The 15,942-nt window shown below is 67.0% G+C and carries 13 protein-coding genes; 6 read left to right on the top strand and 7 right to left on the bottom strand.

The features are described from left to right. Window positions 1-142: 142 nt before the first annotated feature. Window positions 143-1,276 (top strand): acyl-CoA dehydrogenase family protein, encoded by a 1,134-nt coding sequence (locus CLV29_RS02155; protein ID WP_133753431.1) that lies wholly within the window; start codon window positions 143-145, stop codon window positions 1,274-1,276. A 105-nt stretch (window positions 1,277-1,381) separates the two neighbouring features. Continuing rightward, window positions 1,382-2,173 (top strand): enoyl-CoA hydratase, encoded by a 792-nt coding sequence (locus CLV29_RS02150; protein ID WP_133753430.1) that lies wholly within the window; start codon window positions 1,382-1,384, stop codon window positions 2,171-2,173. Window positions 2,174-2,314: 141 nt separating this feature from the next. Here CLV29_RS02150 and CLV29_RS02145 read toward each other — a convergent pair whose 3' ends face one another. Together CLV29_RS02145 and uvrA are read right to left on the bottom strand one after the other, a co-directional pair. Beyond that, window positions 2,315-2,842, bottom strand: a complete 528-nt coding sequence (locus tag CLV29_RS02145; RefSeq protein ID WP_133753429.1) for a MarR family winged helix-turn-helix transcriptional regulator — start codon at window positions 2,840-2,842, stop codon at window positions 2,315-2,317. Window positions 2,843-3,087: 245 nt separating this feature from the next. Next, window positions 3,088-6,123, bottom strand: a complete 3,036-nt coding sequence (gene uvrA, locus CLV29_RS02140) for an excinuclease ABC subunit UvrA (protein ID WP_133753428.1) — start codon at window positions 6,121-6,123, stop codon at window positions 3,088-3,090. Window positions 6,124-6,294: 171 nt separating this feature from the next. Here uvrA and CLV29_RS02135 point away from each other — a divergent pair, with 171 nt between their 5' ends. From CLV29_RS02135 to CLV29_RS02120, 4 genes are all read left to right on the top strand, one after another. Then, window positions 6,295-6,996 (top strand): maleylpyruvate isomerase family mycothiol-dependent enzyme, encoded by a 702-nt coding sequence (locus CLV29_RS02135; RefSeq protein WP_133753427.1) that lies wholly within the window; start codon window positions 6,295-6,297, stop codon window positions 6,994-6,996. A 114-nt stretch (window positions 6,997-7,110) separates the two neighbouring features. Next, window positions 7,111-7,779 carry an MBL fold metallo-hydrolase gene (locus tag CLV29_RS02130; RefSeq protein WP_133753426.1) on the top strand — a complete coding sequence of 223 codons (669 nt, stop codon included), beginning with the start codon at window positions 7,111-7,113 and terminating at the stop codon, window positions 7,777-7,779. A gap of 72 nt (window positions 7,780-7,851) precedes the next feature. Beyond that, window positions 7,852-8,688 carry a sigma-70 family RNA polymerase sigma factor gene (locus tag CLV29_RS02125; RefSeq protein WP_133753425.1) on the top strand — a complete coding sequence of 279 codons (837 nt, stop codon included), beginning with the start codon at window positions 7,852-7,854 and terminating at the stop codon, window positions 8,686-8,688. Between the two features lie 103 nt (window positions 8,689-8,791). Beyond that, window positions 8,792-9,028 (top strand): hypothetical protein, encoded by a 237-nt coding sequence (locus tag CLV29_RS02120; RefSeq protein WP_133753424.1) that lies wholly within the window; start codon window positions 8,792-8,794, stop codon window positions 9,026-9,028. Between the two features lie 150 nt (window positions 9,029-9,178). Here CLV29_RS02120 and CLV29_RS02115 read toward each other — a convergent pair whose 3' ends face one another. The 5 genes from CLV29_RS02115 to coaE all read right to left on the bottom strand — a co-directional run bounded on the left by CLV29_RS02115 (window position 9,179) and on the right by coaE (window position 15,827). Further along, window positions 9,179-10,312 (bottom strand): TerC family protein, encoded by a 1,134-nt coding sequence (locus CLV29_RS02115; protein WP_133753423.1) that lies wholly within the window; start codon window positions 10,310-10,312, stop codon window positions 9,179-9,181. Window positions 10,313-10,648: 336 nt separating this feature from the next. Further along, window positions 10,649-12,751 (bottom strand): excinuclease ABC subunit UvrB, encoded by a 2,103-nt coding sequence (uvrB, locus tag CLV29_RS02110; RefSeq protein ID WP_133753422.1) that lies wholly within the window; start codon window positions 12,749-12,751, stop codon window positions 10,649-10,651. 75 nt (window positions 12,752-12,826) lie between these two features. Beyond that, window positions 12,827-13,864, bottom strand: a complete 1,038-nt coding sequence (locus CLV29_RS16370) for a hypothetical protein (RefSeq protein WP_208292722.1) — start codon at window positions 13,862-13,864, stop codon at window positions 12,827-12,829. After that, window positions 13,861-15,069 (bottom strand): PrsW family intramembrane metalloprotease, encoded by a 1,209-nt coding sequence (locus tag CLV29_RS02100; RefSeq protein WP_133753421.1) that lies wholly within the window; start codon window positions 15,067-15,069, stop codon window positions 13,861-13,863. Before CLV29_RS02100 ends, CLV29_RS16370 begins: the two co-directional genes overlap by 4 nt. Before the next feature lie 146 nt (window positions 15,070-15,215). Then, window positions 15,216-15,827, bottom strand: a complete 612-nt coding sequence (gene coaE / locus CLV29_RS02095) for a dephospho-CoA kinase (protein ID WP_133753420.1) — start codon at window positions 15,825-15,827, stop codon at window positions 15,216-15,218. Window positions 15,828-15,942: the final 115 nt, after the last annotated feature.

Raw genomic sequence — 15,942 nt, 5'->3', positions numbered from 1 at the left:
CACAAACCCTCAGGGTTGGACTGATCCTCCGACCGGGCAAATGATCGAGCCAGGCAGCACACCAGTGGACATCCGACAGTAGGATGTCCAAGCAATCGTCCGGCCAGACCGGACCGACCGAATCGACAAGGGTGTCTGCTGCATGTTCGTACTGACCGGTGAGGAATCCGCGATCGGTGAGGCCGTCGCCGAGTTCGCCGCCGACCGCCTCGCACCAAATGCCATCGACTGGGATCAACGCAAGCACTTCCCGACCGACGTACTGGCCGAGGCGGCCGAAATGGGTCTGACCGGGATCTATGTGGCCGAGGACGTCGGCGGTTCCGGTTTGCGGCGACTGGACGCGGTACGCATCTTCGAAGAGCTCGCCGCTGGTGATCCCTCCATCGCGGCCTACCTGTCGATCCACAACATGGCCGCCTGGATGATCGACAGCTACGGCACCGATGCGCAGCGACAGCGCTGGTTACCGGCCCTGTGCCGGGCCGAGAGCCTGGCCAGCTATTGCCTGACCGAGCCCGGTGCCGGGTCCGATGCCGCCGCGCTGCAGACCACCGCCCGGGCTGATGGTGAGCACTACGTGCTGAACGGTGTGAAGCAGTTCATCTCCGGCGCCGGCGCGGCGCAGGTGTACGTGTTGATGGCGCGTACCGGGGAGTCCGGCCCCCGCGGCATCTCGACCTTCGTGATCGAGAAGGACACACCCGGTCTGAGCTTCGGCGCCAACGAGAAGAAGATGGGCTGGAACGCCCAACCGACCCGGCAGGTGATCCTGGACGATGTGCGGATCCCACGGGACAACCTGTTGAGCAGCGAGGGTGCTGGTTTCGGCATCGCGATGAACGGTTTGAACGGCGGTCGGCTGAACATTGCCGCCTGTTCGCTCGGCGGAGCCCGCAGCGCCCTGCAGGCCACGGTCCGCCACCTCCGTGAACGGCAGGCCTTCGGTGCCGCGCTGATCGACAATCCCGCGTTGCAGTTCCGGCTGGCTGATATGCGTACCGACCTGGAGGCCGCCCGCAGCCTCCTCTGGCGGGCCGCGGATGCCCTGGACCGGAAGGCCGCCGATGCGGTCGAGTTATGCGCGATGGCGAAGCGGCTGGCGACCGACAACGGGTTCGCGATCGCCAATGACGCACTGCAGTTGCACGGCGGGTACGGCTACCTGAGCGAGTACGGGATCGAGAAGATCGTCCGCGACCTCCGGGTGCACCAGATCCTGGAGGGGACGAACGAGATCATGCGCGTGGTGATCGGCCGCAGCATCACACGTTGAGCTCTCGCCCCACCGATGACCGTCCGGTGCCCGATCTGCGACCATCGGAACCGAACCCCAGGCCGGCCGGCACCGGTCGGCGAACGACGACAACGAGGTACGTGAATGAGCGAGCAGCCGCAGACCGAACCACAGACCGTCCTGCTGGACAAGCGGGGAAGGGTCGGTTGGATCACCCTGAATCGGCCACGGGCGCTGAACGCGCTGAACACCGAGCTGATGAACGACGTGGTGGGCGCCGTGGCCGCCTACGATGCCGACCCGGGGATCGGGGTGATCGTGATCACCGGTTCGGAGAAGGCGTTCGCCGCCGGTGCCGACATCAAGGAGATGCAACCGAAGACCTTCTCCGAGGTCTACACCGAGGACTTCTTCGCCGACTGGGACCGGTTGTCCGCTGCGCGCAAACCGATCATCGCCGCCGTTTCCGGTTATGCCCTGGGTGGAGGTTGTGAGCTGGCGATGATGTGCGATCTGATCATTGCCTCGGAGACCGCGAAGTTCGGCCAGCCGGAGATCAACCTGGGCGTGATCCCGGGGATCGGCGGATCGCAGCGGCTCACCCGGGCGGTCGGGAAGGCCAAGGCGATGGACCTGATCCTGACGGGTCGGACGATCGGTGCCGAGGAGGCGGAACGGTCGGGGCTGGTGGCGCGAGTGGTACCGGCCGACCGGTTCCTCGACGTCGTCGGTGAGGTCGCCGACACCATTGCGAGCAAATCGCTGCCCTCGGTGATGATGGCCAAGGAAGTGGTCAACCGGGCCTTCGAGACCGGTCTCGCCGAAGGAGTGAAGTTCGAGCGTCGTAGTTTCGGTTCGCTCTTCGCCACCGAGGACCAGACCGAGGGAATGGCAGCCTTCGTCGAGAAGCGGCAGCCCGAGTTCCGGCACCGCTGAGCCGCTCGACGGCCGCGCCCGACGTACCTGCCGCCATCGACCTGTCTTGTCAGCGATTATGGCCGCCTGGATTCCGCGGAGGGGGCCATAATCGCTGAAAAGATCGAGGCGGTGCCTCCTCCGCGGTGATCAACCGCGTAATCACGCCCCGGGTCCGGTCCCGTCCCGGTAGTCGCCGGCGTCGCGGCGCAACAGTGCCAGCGTCTGGACCAACTGCTGCAACCGCTCGTCCGGCAGGCCCGGCTGCTCGAAGACCTCCCGGTTCATCGCCTCGGTGGCCCGGCCGGCGAGCTCCCGTCCGGGATCGGTGATCTTGATCAAGGTCGTCCGGCGATCGGTCGGATGGGGTTCCCGGAAGACCAAGCCGGCGGACTGCAACCGGTCGACGGCGTTGGTGATGCTGGTCGGGTGGACCTGCAGCCGGGAACTCGCCTTGTTCATCGGCAGAGCCCCTCCGCGGCTGAAGAGCAGCAGCATCAGCAGTTCGTACCGGGCGAAGCTGAGCTGGTACGGCCGCAGCACCTGTTCCACCCGGGCGATCATGATCTGCTGCGCCCGCATCACCGAGGTGACCGCCGCCATCCCCTCAGCGGCCGATTCCCAGCCATGGGCGATCCACTGCCGACGGGCTGCGGCGATCGGGTCCTCCGACAACGGCGATCCGGGCATGGCCATGATTCTGGCAGACCCCTGCCGATCGAGTGCCGACCCCGATTCGGTGGAGCAGGTCGACCCACCACCGATCCGACAGGCGCACGAGCTGTCGGAGCAGATCGGCCCCGGCGGTTGGTTGCCATAGTTGCGCCGAGATCACGCCCCTGGCTCCACGGAGGTGACCTTGGCGCCCGACCCGACCTCACTCACCAGCACATCCGTCGACGGCGACCAGAGTCGCCTCGGCGGCGCGGGCCGGGTCAGGACATCAACTGCCGGCGGCGCCGATCGGAGACCGTCTTCTTCGCCGGAGCCTTCTTCGCAGAAGCCTTCTTGGCCGGCGCCTTCTTGGCGGTCTTCTTCGCCGCGGCGCGTTCGACCGGCCGCTGGCCGTTGGCCGTCGTCTCCCCCTGCAGGGGCAGCGCCTCGTCCTCGTCACCGACCGGCACCGGCTCCCCGGTCAGCACCTCGGCGAGGAAGGCACCGGTGTAGGACTTCGGGTTGGCCGCCACCTGCTCCGGGGTTCCCTGGGCGATCACCTGACCGCCGCGTGAACCACCCTCAGGACCCATGTCGATGATCCAGTCGCTGGTCTTGATCACATCCAGGTTGTGTTCGATGACCACCACCGAGTTGCCGGCATCGACCAGCCGGCCGAGCACCAGCAGCAGCTTGCGGATGTCCTCGAAGTGCAATCCGGTGGTCGGCTCGTCCAGTACGTACATGGTCCTGCCGGTGGACCGCTTCTGCAGCTCCGAGGCCAGCTTCACCCGCTGCGCCTCACCACCGGACAGGGTCGGTGCCGGCTGTCCGAGTCGGACGTAGCCCAGACCGACGTCGACCAAGGTCCGCAGGTGCCTGGCGATCGCCGGGATCGGGGCGAAGAAATCCAGCGCCTCGGCGATCGGCATGTTCAGCACCTCGGCGATCGTCCTGCCCTTGTACCGGACCTCCAGCGTCTCCCGGTTGTACCGATCGCCGTGACAGACCTCGCACGGTACGTAGACATCGGGCAGGAAGTTCATCTCGATCTTGATCGTCCCGTCACCGGAGCAGTTCTCGCACCGGCCACCCTTGATGTTGAAGGAGAACCGTCCCTGCTGATAACCCCGGACCTTCGCCTCGGGTGTTTCGGCGAAGAGTTTGCGGACGTGGTCGAAGACCCCGGTGTAGGTGGCCGGGTTGGATCGTGGCGTCCGGCCGATCGGTGACTGGTCGACGTGGATGATCTTGTCGATCTGCTCGGCACCGGTGATCTTCTGGTGCCGCCCGGGGATCTCCCGGGCGTTGTAGATCTGCTTGGCCAAGGCGGTGTAGAGGATCTTGTTCACCAGGGTCGATTTGCCCGAACCGGAGACACCGGTGACCGAGGTGAGCACCCCGAGCGGGAAGTCGACGGTGACATTGTCCAGGTTGTTCTCCACCGCCCGGTGCACGGTCAGCTCCCGGCCCTTCGTCCGCGGACGCCGACGTTGCGGCAAGGGGATGCTCCGGCGGCCGGAGAGGTAGGCACCGGTCAGCGACTCGGGGTTGGACAACAACTCCTCCACCGGCCCGGAGACGACGACCCTGCCGCCTTCCTCACCGGCGCCGGGGCCGATGTCGACCACCCAGTCGGCGGTCTTGATGGTGTCCTCGTCGTGCTCGACGACGATCAGGGTGTTGCCCAGTGCCCGCAGCCGCAGCAGGGTGTCGATCAGCCGGCGGTTGTCACGCTGGTGCAACCCGATGGACGGCTCGTCCAGCACGTACAGCACTCCGACCAGGCCGGAGCCGATCTGGGTGGCCAACCGGATCCGCTGGGCCTCGCCGCCGGACAGGGTGCCCGCCGGCCGGGACAGCGTGAGGTAGTCCAGGCCCACGTCGAGCAGGAAGGTCAGCCGTTCGTTGATCTCCTTCAGCACCCGGTCGGCGATCTGCTTGTCCCGGGCGTTGAGCGTCAGCCCGCCGAGGAACCTGGCTGCCTCGTCGATCGACATCGACGACACCTCGGCGATGCTCTTGCCGCCGACGGTCACCGCCAGCGAGCTCGGCTTCAACCGAGCGCCGTTGCAGGTACGGCAGGGGACCTCTCGCATGTATCCGGCGAACCGTTCCCGGGTGGTGTCGGTCTCGGCCTCCCGGTGACGGCGCTCGATGTAACCCACCGCTCCCTCGACCTTGGCCTGCCAGGACATGTTGCGACCGTGGCGAGTCCGGTAGCGGACGGTGATCTTCTCCCGCTGCCCGTGCAGCAACAGCTTCTGCACCCGGCTCGACAGGGCACGCCACGGGGCGTCCATGGAGAACTCGTACTGGTCGGCGAGGGCCCGCATCACCTTGTCGTAGTAGTCGACCATGTTCCGGCCGTTCCAGACCGTGATCGCCCCCTGGGCCAGGGACTTCTCCTCGTCGGGCACGACCAGCTCCGGATCGACCTCCATCCGCGTGCCGATGCCGGAGCAGTCCGGACAGGCACCCCAGGGTCCGTTGAAGGAGAACTGGCGTGGTTCCAACTCGTCGATGGCGATGTCGTGACCGTTCGGGCAGGCCATCTTCTCCGAGAATCGGCGCTCCCGCGAAGGATCCTTGGCATCCACGTCGACGAAGTCGATGCTGACGATCCCACCGGCCAGGTTCAGCGCCGTCTCCACCGAATCGGTGAGCCGTTGCTTGACCGACGGTTTCACCGCGATCCGGTCGACGATCACGTCAAGATCATGTTTGCGGCGCTTGTCCAGGGCGGGCGGGTCCGTCAACTGGTGCACTTCCCCGTCGACCCGGACCCGGCTGAATCCCTGGGTCGCGAAGTCCCGGAAGAGCTCGACGTGTTCACCCTTGCGTCCGCGGACCACCGGCGCCAGCACCTGGAAACGGGTTCCCTCGTCCAGCTCCAGCAACCGGTCGACGATCTGCTGCGGGCTCTGGCGGCTGATCGCGGCACCGCAGACCGGGCAGTGCGGATGCCCGGTACGGGCGTACAGCAGGCGGAGGTAGTCATAGACCTCGGTGATCGTGCCGACGGTCGAGCGCGGGTTCCGGCTGGTCGACTTCTGGTCGATCGACACGGCCGGGGAGAGTCCCTCGATGAAGTCGACATCGGGTTTGTCCAACTGTCCGAGGAACTGCCGGGCGTAGGCCGAGAGGGACTCGACATAGCGCCGCTGCCCCTCGGCGAAGATGGTGTCGAAGGCGAGACTGGACTTGCCGGAGCCGGACAGCCCGGTGAAGACGATGAGCGCATCCCGCGGTAGGTCCACGGAGACATTCCGTAGGTTGTGTTCGCGGGCACCACGCACGAGGAGCTGATCTGTCACCCGACGATGGTATGCGCTGCCTCCGACAGCCGCGGCCGATCGGTCACCCGGGCACCGTCGGAACCGGTCGCCGGCCCCTGGGCCTCACCGTCGGTGACGCCGAATCCCCTGGGGTGAGCCGCTCGCAGCTCCGTCGAGCCGGCACCGACAGGTACGGGATACGGTGGAGGCATGACAGCCGATCAGGCACTCGCGATCCGATCCGAGGTGACCCGGGCCACCCAGCGCCTGCTCGGTGACACGATCACGGTCACCGACAGCGAATGGTCCGGGCCGAGTCTGCTCCCGGAATGGAGTCGCGCCTTGGTCGCGAGCCATCTGGCCCGCAATGCCGACGCCCTGGGCCGGTTGTTGCACGGTGCGGCCACCGGTGTGCCGGCCCCGATGTACGACTCCGAGGACCAACGCGACGCCGAGATCCTCGCCGGCGGGGAGCGCGGGGGCCTGGAACTGCAGGAGGACCTCGACACCAGCGCGGAGCGGCTCGGTGAGGCCCTCGACGCAGTGCTGCACGGTGGTCACGGTGAATCGCCCGTCACCCTGCGTGACGGCCGCCAACTGCCCGCGCGGATGTTGGCCACGGCCCGACTGGCCGAGGTGGTGCTGCACCACGTCGACCTGGACATCGGCTACCGTCTGGACGAGGTGGACTCACCGACCGCCGGCACCTTGCTGGAGTGGGCGGCAGCCCGGATGGAGGCCAAGCCGGAGATGCCGGCGGTGGTGCTGTCGTTCGACAACCGGGTGCTGCAGATCGGCGAGTCCGCCACCTTGGAGGTGAGCGGCACCCCGCAGGCGGTCCTCGGATGGCTCACCGGCCGCGACGGCGGCCCCGTCGACGGCGCCGACGGCATCACCCTTCCGGGCTACTGACCGCCCCGCTCGAAGACGAACCGACCAGATCGAAGACCACCCGCCGGTTCCGGACAACCCGCCCCGCTCGAAGACGACAAGACGCCAAGCAGGCGAGAGACACCAGGAGGATCGATGAGTGACCCCAAGGGACATGTGGAACCGGGCGGCCCGGCGCTGGTGGAGTCGATCGGCCCGGATCTCACCCTGTCCAAACTGTCGGTCGGGCCGATGGACAACAACGCCTACCTGCTCTCGCCCACCGACGGCCCCGTGGTACTGATCGACGCCGCAGCCGACCCTGATCGTCTGCGGGAACTGATCGGCGACCGGGAAGTGGCGACGATCGTCACGACCCATCAGCACCACGACCACATCGGCGCACTCGCCGAGCTCGCGGTGGCGACGGGTGCACGACTGCTTGCGGGTACCCCCGATGTGGAGGCGATCGCCGAGCAGACCGGTGTGCGTCCCGAGGGAGTCTGGACCGGGGACACGATCGGGGTGGGTGACTCCGCATTGCAGGTGATCGGGATCGTCGGACACACCCCGGGATCGATCACCCTTGCCTACGAACCGGGAGACGACCACCCCACCCAGCTGTTCACCGGCGACTCGCTGTTTCCCGGGGGCCCGGGCAAGACGTCCACACCCGAGGACTTCCGCTCCTTGATCACCGAACTGGAGACCAGGATCTTCGCCGTCTACCCCGACTCGACGGTCTTCCGCCCCGGCCACGGTGACGACAGCACCATCGGCGCCGAACGCCCACAACTCGAGGAATGGCGCGCCCGGGGGTGGTGAAAGCCCAGCCGGTCACATCCACGGTTTCCGAAGCGTCGAAGTGCTGACCGACCCCGACGAAACGGAAACGACGTGGACCACAGCACCGAGTTCGAAGCCGAACGCACGCGCCTGACCAATCTCGCGACGCAGATCCTGCATGACCCGGCCGAGGCCGAGGACATCGTGCAGACAGCTTGGATCCGAATCGACCGGACCGAGACCCCGATCGACAACCTGCCTGCCTGGCTGACCACGGTCACCACTCGGTTGTGCCTGGACCGGCTGCGGGCACGCGTACCGGAAGCGTCCGAGCCGGTCGAGCAACCGGCAGCCGGCGGCTCCCCGGAGGACGAGGCGGTGCTCGCCGACTCGGTCGGGGTCGCCCTCGGCGTGGTGCTGAATCGGTTGAGCCCGACCGAGCGGGTGGCATTCATCCTGCACGACACGTTCGCCTACCCCTTCGACACCATCGCCACGGTGCTGGACACCTCACCCGCCGCCGCCCGGAAGCTCGCCTCCCGGGCTCGGGCCAAGGTGCACCAACCCGTACCCGAGGACCGGTTGGCGCAGTGGGAGATCGTGGATGCGTTCATGGCAGCGGCCCGCCACGGCGACCTCGGCAGACTGCTCGAGCTGCTCGCACCCGATGCGGTGGTCAGCGCCGACACCGCGGCGCTGCAACTCGGTACGCCGAGCCGGATCGAGGGCCGCGACGAGATTGCCGCATTCTTCAATGGTGCCGCCCAGGCAGCGCTGCCGGTCTTCGTCGGACCGGATGCCGGTGCCGCGTGGTACGACAAGGGCCGTGCCCGGGTGCTCTTCGACTTCACGACCGTGGCCGGGAAGGTCAGCGGGATCGTCTTCCGGGCCGACCCGGAGGTGTTGTCCCGGATGGTCCGACGACGAGCGGACTCAGCAGCTCAGTGAAAGGCCCCGGTCACATCCGGACCGGGTCGATCGTCGAAACAGGTGAGGTGGCGACGACCACCGTCGCAGCGGTCCACCCGTTGCCGACAGAAAGGACCAACAGATGAAGACGATGACCTGCCGTCAGCTCGGGGGCCCCTGCGACCTGGCGCATCACGGCAAGACCGCCGATGAGGTGATCGTGGCCCAGGACCAGCACCTGAAGGATGCCGAGACCGCCGGTGATGCCACTCACCAGGAGGCACGTGAGGCGATGAAGGGCCGCTGGAAGCGGCCGAAGAAGTCACTGGACTGGTACTTCGGGGTGAAGCGCACCTTCGCCGAACTCCCCGAGGACTGAACGCTCACTCCGCGGTACGAGCCGGCCCGGACCCGTGGCCCAGGAGCCACGCCACCGCCGACCACCGCCGGGAGTTCACCCGTGGCGGTGGCCGCCGGCCGGGATCAGCTGCGTACCTCCCGGCTACGGATGGTCGCGCGGACGCTCCCCTCAGGGGTCGTGGCGGTCGGGGGTCTGCAGCCGATCACCGGGCTCCTCAGCTGCCGGTGAGCTGGTTCGGCGGCTGCCCTCGGCAATGGTGGAGCCGGGGCCGGAGGTCGCCGCCCGATCATCGGGGCTCTCGCCGGTCGACGCAGCGGTGTCAGCCACCTCCTCGCCGGCGGTTCCCCGCGAGCGCAGCAGACTCGCCACCGCGGTGATGATCAACACGCCGATGATCACGATCAGCGACAACCAGGTCGGGATCTCGGGAACGCTCAACGGATCCATCCCGAACCAGGTCAGCACCGGTGTGGAGTGCAGCGCATGCAGGAACAGTTTCACGCCGATGAACGCCAGGATCACCGACAGCCCCAGGGACAGGTAGACCAGCCGCTTCAGCAGACCGCCGATCAGGAAGTACAACTGGCGCAGGCCCATCAGCGCGAACACATTGGCGGCGAAGACCAGGTACGGCTCCTGGGTGAGTCCGTAGATCGCCGGAATGGAATCCAGGGCGAACAGCAGGTCGGTGCTGCCGAGGGCGATGATCACCATCAGCATCGGGGTGGCGACCCGACGGCCGTTCTCGCGGATGAACAGCTTCGTACCGCGGTAGTCGTCGGTGAACGGGATCACCCGACGGGCGAACCGCATCACCCCGTTCTCGGCGTTGTCCTCGTCATGTTTGGACCAGTCGATCACCAGGCGGACCGCGGTGTAGATCAGGATCGCGCCGAACAGGAAGAAGACACCGGCGAAGGCATTGATCAACGCCGCCCCGAGCGCGATGAAGATACCGCGCAGCACGAGGGCGATCACGATGCCGATCATCAGCGCGAACTGCTGCAGGTGCCGGGGAACGTTCAACGCCCCCATGATGATGATGAAGATGAACAGGTTGTCGATCGACAGGCTGTACTCGGTGATCCAGCCGGCGAAGAACTCACCGGCGAAGACCGGACCGGAGAACCACCAGACCCCCAGTCCGAAGATGACCGCCAGCGAGGCATAGATCGAGACGAAGATCCCGGCTTCCTTCATCGACGGCTCGTGCGGGCGACGACCGATGATCAACAGGTCGACCAGCAGAACGGTCAGGGTGATACCGAGGGTGAGTCCCCAGACAAGTGGAGATACGTCCACGACGAGTCCTTCCAAGAGCGCATGATCATGTGTCTTGGAGGTCTCTTCCGCCCGTGAGGGCCACCCGAGCCGGGACGATCATCGACGACCGCGCCGTCATGACGACATCGAGTGCAGGGAATACTCCCCTCCGCGGACAAGTATGACAGCGGACACAACCGCGCACCAGCGACCAGGCAGAAACGACCAGCAGGGCCGACCCGCCACCCGAGTCGACCCACGCAGAGCCGGTCCAACCCGATCCGGCCTGAACCTGACCAACCCGGCCCGAGCCTGACCCAACCCGGCCCGAGCCTGACCCGACCCGGCCCGAGCCTGACCCGGCCGATCCGACGGTTACTTGGTCGCCTCCAGCAATTGCCGCAGATGCTTCTTCAGGTCGGAGATCTCATCCCGCAGCCGCGCGGCGACCTCGAACTGCAACTCTCCCGCGGCAACGTTCATCTGGTCGGTGAGCTCGGTCACCAGGTCTGCCAACTCGGTGGCGGGCAGGTCGTTCAGGTCACGGGCCGAGGCAACCGCCGGGTCCCGCGGGACGGGCGATTTGATCCGTTGGCGGCCCTTGCCCTGGGCACCGTACTCGTGCATCAGTGCAGCGGTGTCGGCATCCTCACGGGCGAGCATGTCGGTGATGTCGGCGATCTTCTTCCGCAGTGGCTGCGGGTCGATGCCGTGTTCAGTGTTGTAGGCGACCTGGATCGACCGGCGACGATTGGTCTCGTCGATCGCGGCCTCCATCGACGGCGTGATCTTGTCCGCATACATGTGCACCTGACCGGCCACATTGCGCGCCGCACGACCGATCGTCTGGATCAACGACTTGTCGCTGCGGAGGAACCCCTCCTTGTCGGCATCCAGGATCGCCACCAGCGACACCTCCGGCAGGTCCAGCCCCTCCCGCAACAGGTTGATGCCGACCAGCACGTCGTACTCGCCCATCCGCAGCTCACGGAGCAACTCGACCCGCCGCAGGGTGTCGACCTCCGAGTGCAGGTAACGGGTGCGGACGCCGTTCTCCAGCAGATAGTCGGTCAGGTCCTCGGCCATCTTCTTGGTCAAGGTGGTGACCAGGGAACGTTCGTTGCGTTCCGCCCGAGCCCGGATCTCACCCATCAGGTCGTCGATCTGACCCTTGGTCGGCTTGATGATTACCTCCGGATCGACCAACCCGGTCGGCCGGATGATCTGCTGCACGAAGCCGTCACTGCGCGCCAGCTCGTAGTTGCCGGGGGTCGCTGACAGGTAGACCGTCTGCCCCATTCGTTCGGCGAACTCCTCGAACGTCAGCGGTCGGTTGTCGGTGGCGCTGGGCAGTCGGAAACCGTGGTCGACCAAGGTCCGCTTGCGGGACATGTCTCCCTCGTACATCCCGCCGATCTGCGGCACCGTCACGTGGGACTCATCGATCACCAGGACGTAGTCCTCGGGGAAGTAGTCGAGTAGACAGTTCGGCGGCGATCCCGGGGCGCGCCCGTCGATGTGCCGGGAGTAGTTCTCGATCCCCGAGCAGGTGCCGATCTGACGCATCATCTCGATGTCGTAACCGGTACGCATCCGCAACCGCTGCGCCTCCAGCAGCTTCTGCTGGCCCTCGAGCTCGGCCAACCGCTCCTCCAGCTCGGCCTCGATCCCCTTGATCGCCCGCTCCATCCGCTCCGGACCTGCGGTGTAGTGCGTGGCCGGCATGATGTAGGTCTCGGTGTCCTCGCTGAGCACCTCACCGGTCAGCGGGTGCATGGTCAACAAGCGCTCGACCTCGTCGCCGAACAACTCCACCCGGATCGCCATCTCCTCGTACTTCGGGAAGATCTCCAGGGTGTCCCCGCGTACCCGGAAGGTGCCACGGGTGCCGGCGACGTCGTTGCGGCTGTACTGGATGTCGACCAGATCGCGGATCAGCTGGTCCCGGTCGACGGTCTCGCCGACTTTCAGGGTGACCCGGCGATCGAGATACTCCTGGGCCGAACCCAGCCCGTAGATCGCCGAGACCGTCGCCACCACGATCACATCGCGGCGGTTCAGCAGGGAGTTCGTCGCCGAGTGCCGCAACCGCTCGACCTCCTCGTTCAGCGAGGAGTCCTTCTCGATGTAGGTGTCGGTCTGCGGTACGTAGGCCTCGGGCTGGTAGTAGTCGTAGTAGGAGACGAAGTATTCGACTGCATTCTTCGGGAAGAACTGACGCAACTCGTTGGCGAACTGCGCCGCCAAGGTCTTGTTCGGCTGCATCACCAGCATCGGTCGTTGGAGCCGTTCGGCCAGCCAGGCGACCGTGGCGGTCTTGCCGGTGCCGGTCGCACCCAGCAGCACGACGTTCTGTTCGCCGGAGTTGAGCCGTCGCTCCAGTTCCTCGATCGCCTCCGGCTGGTCACCGGCCGGCGCGAAGTCACTGACCACCGTCAGCGGCGCGACCTGCCGCTGCAATTCCTTCACCGAGCGCATGGCTACCAGCCTACGTCGGGGCTCCGACAGGAGGCCGCCGCGGGGAACCGGCCTCCTGTCGGAGCCTGCGCGGGGTCAGCCGAGCTGGCTGGCGAAGACTGAGCCCAGCATCGTGTCGCGGGCCTCGCTCAACGCCTCACCACCGTCGTCGAACGCCGATTCCGGCGCCAACAGGAGGGTGAAGGCTGCGACATCGTCCGACGTCTTGACCGAGACCACGGAATCCAGCACCCAGTTGCCCGAACCGGCACCGCTGGCGACCGTCATTCCCGCTCCCATATGGGCGACATCCAGATCCGGATCGATGTCGGAGTGCTCGGTCACGTCGGAGTACTGCACGTCGGTCCCCTGACCCTCCGCGACGCCCTGGACGAAGCCTTCGACCAGGTCGCTGGCCGGGGTCCCCTGGGCATTGGCGACTGTGACCAGGTACATCGATTCGCCGTCGCTGATGACGACACTGTCGGTCTCCTCCGACACCACGGCCCAACCGGAGGCCGGCACCACCGAAACCCCGCTGCCGACCTCGACCGCATCGCCGCTGGGCGGTTGCGGATCCTCGGTGGGTTCGGTGGGTTCGGACGGCGCGGTGGACGGATCGGTGCCACCACCACCGCCCGGAGGCGCGGGCTGGGTGGTCGGCGCGTCGGGAGGTGGGGCCACCAGGGTTCCGCTGTTCCCACTGCCGCCGAAGACGTTCACCAGGATCACCGCGATCACGGCCACCACGGCGACCGCGCCACCGACGATCAGCAGCAGTTTGATCGGCGAGTTGCCCTTACCGCTGACCGGTGGCGGCACCGGCCCGCCGGGTTGCGGGTAGGAGTGCTGAGGGTAACCGGGCTGGGGTTGTTGCCCCGCTCCCGGCGGCTGTTGGCCGTACCCCGGCTGCGGCTGTTGGCCGTACCCCGGCTGCGGCTGTTGGCCGTACCCCGGCGGGGGCTGCTGGCCGTACCCCGGCGGGGGCTGCTGGCCGTACCCCGGCGGGGGCTGCTGGCCGTACCCCGGCGGGGGCTGCTGCCCGTAACTGGGCTGCGGCTGACCGTACCCGGACTGTTGTCCCCATCCGGGCTGGTTCGGGTTGCCCTGACCGGGCCATCCTCCCTGGCTCATGCCCGGTCCCCCTGGTCCTCGGACGCAGGCCGTTCCGCGGTCCTCGTCGGGGCGGATTCGAAGTCCGAACCGGCCGTACCGGGGAAACTCGCCGAGCTGGCCGGTCCGGGTGGTGGCAACTTCGGATGGTGCTCCTTGTGCCGGGTACGAACCGCAGCGCCGCAGGCACTGCAGAAGGCTGCCCGGTTCAGCAGCGGCATCTCACACTGAGCACAGAAGGTCTGGTCCTCACCGTCCACGATGCCGGTGTCCCGCTGCGCATCCTCCAACGCCGCCTCGATCAACGCCACGTGCAGGATCGCGCGGATCCGCAACAGCAACACCGCCAGGATCAGCAGCCCCCAGAGGATGGTCAGCACCACACCCATCGTCGGGTTGTCCACGAACCCGAAGAGGTAGACCCCACCCTGGTAGAGGATGTTCGCCGCGATCGCCTCCGCGACCCCACGGAAGTAGCGGGGAGTGAAGCCGTCGTACCCCTTGCCCAGACCGGAGAACTCCGCGCAGGCGATGCCACTGGCCGTGCCGATGATCAGCGGTTTCACGAACCCCTCGAGGAAGATCAATGACATCCACAGTCCGGGATCGATCTCCCGGGTCAGGCCGCCGACGATCAGCGGCCACTGCCGGACCAGGGTGTCGGCGGTGGAGTAGGCGACGCCGGAGATGACGCCGAAACTGACCCCGTCCAGCAGGTCGTCGTAGCGAGGGCGGCTGGCCAGGTAGACCGGTCCGAGCTGCCGCAGCACCTCACCGATCACCGGGACGGCGATCGCGGCCAGCAGGAACCCACCGATGGTGGGTCCGCCCTGGCCGAGGATGTCCATGCTGTGCAGGCTCTCCCCACCACCCAGCAGATTGAACCAGAGCAGGGTGAAGCCGATCCCGAGGACCATCGTCAACACGAAGGCCATCGCGGTGACCTGGATCGGATGGTCGTCCCACAGGTTCACGTCGTAGAGATAGACGATGTAGACGATCGGGATGGCGAAGGCGGCAACCAGGACCGCGATCGGCAGTGCCCCGAAGCAGGCGGCCAACAGGGCCACCACGAGGGCGATCATGATCGCGATCCGGTACGTCTGGGGCTTCTCCCCCGCGCCCCGGGGCATGATGCTCGACACCACGGCGAACGAGGCCACCGGTTCGTCGGGTTTCACCGCGAACGCCCGCCGGCGGTCCTTGTCGGGGCTGCGCTCATCCATGCCACAGCGATGGCAGAAGTGAGCGACATCAGGTAGTTGGGTGTGACATCGCGGGCATTCCACTGCGAACTCCTTCATGTCGGCGGCCCCAGCCTCCCCCAGGACGGGGTCAAACCGCGTGGCACTGACGTGCCGCCAGCATGGTGTCACAGATCACATGTCGGTGTCCGCAGCCGCTCCCAGACCGAGTCGACCTGCTTGCAAAGATCGGTACGGTCGCCGCTGTTGTCGATCACGACATCCGCCGCGGCCAGCCGCTCGCCGCGCGTGGCCTGCGCTGCGATCCGGGCCCGGGCCTGCTGCAGGTCGAGGCCATCGCGATCCCGCAAGCGCTGCAACTGCACCTGCGGCTCGACATCGACCACCAGCACCAGGTCGAAGCGGTCCGCCTGGCCGGTCTCCACCAGCAGTGGGATCACCTGCACCACCACGGCATCGGGATCGGTGGCGAATGCCTCGGCCGCCCGGGCGGCGGACAGCTCGCGGATCCGTGGATGCAGGATCTGCTCCAGATCACCCCTGGCCGAGGAATCGTCGAAGACGATCGCGCCCAGTGCCTTGCGGTCCAGCGAACCGTCCCCGGCGAGCACCTGCGGGCCGAACCGTTCGACCACCGCCGCCAGCCCCGCCGAACCCGGTTCGACCACCTCCCGGGCGAGTCGGTCGGCATCGACGATCACGGCCCCCCGTTCGGCCAGCAGGTCGGCGACCGCACTCTTGCCCGACGCGATCCCCCCGGTCAGTCCCACCGTTGTCATGACGATCAGCCAATCACATCGCCGCAGCCGTGGCCGATCAACCCCGGACGTACCCGCTGCCGGGCAGAACCCTCGCCCGAACGCGGAGAACCCCTCCACCGATTCGGTGAAGGGG

Origin of the sequence: Naumannella halotolerans, assembly GCF_004364645.1 — a bacterium.
GTDB classification, from domain to species: Bacteria; Actinomycetota; Actinomycetes; order Propionibacteriales; family Propionibacteriaceae; genus Naumannella; species Naumannella halotolerans.
Note: the sequence above shows the minus strand (reverse complement) of the source record. Positions and strands in the feature narration are given on the sequence as shown.

Coding starts and splice junctions, on each gene's coding strand:
- CLV29_RS02130 (WP_133753426.1), top strand. CDS start 7,111: ATGAGTGACCCCAAGGGACATGTGGAACCGGGCGGCCCGGCGCTGGTG.
- coaE (WP_133753420.1), bottom strand. CDS start 15,827: ATGACAACGGTGGGACTGACCGGGGGGATCGCGTCGGGCAAGAGTGCG.
- CLV29_RS02135 (WP_133753427.1), top strand. CDS start 6,295: ATGACAGCCGATCAGGCACTCGCGATCCGATCCGAGGTGACCCGGGCC.
- uvrB (WP_133753422.1), bottom strand. CDS start 12,751: ATGCGCTCGGTGAAGGAATTGCAGCGGCAGGTCGCGCCGCTGACGGTG.
- CLV29_RS02120 (WP_133753424.1), top strand. CDS start 8,792: ATGAAGACGATGACCTGCCGTCAGCTCGGGGGCCCCTGCGACCTGGCG.
- CLV29_RS02155 (WP_133753431.1), top strand. CDS start 143: ATGTTCGTACTGACCGGTGAGGAATCCGCGATCGGTGAGGCCGTCGCC.
- CLV29_RS16370 (WP_208292722.1), bottom strand. CDS start 13,864: ATGAGCCAGGGAGGATGGCCCGGTCAGGGCAACCCGAACCAGCCCGGA.
- CLV29_RS02150 (WP_133753430.1), top strand. CDS start 1,382: ATGAGCGAGCAGCCGCAGACCGAACCACAGACCGTCCTGCTGGACAAG.
- CLV29_RS02100 (WP_133753421.1), bottom strand. CDS start 15,069: ATGGATGAGCGCAGCCCCGACAAGGACCGCCGGCGGGCGTTCGCGGTG.
- CLV29_RS02145 (WP_133753429.1), bottom strand. CDS start 2,842: ATGCCCGGATCGCCGTTGTCGGAGGACCCGATCGCCGCAGCCCGTCGG.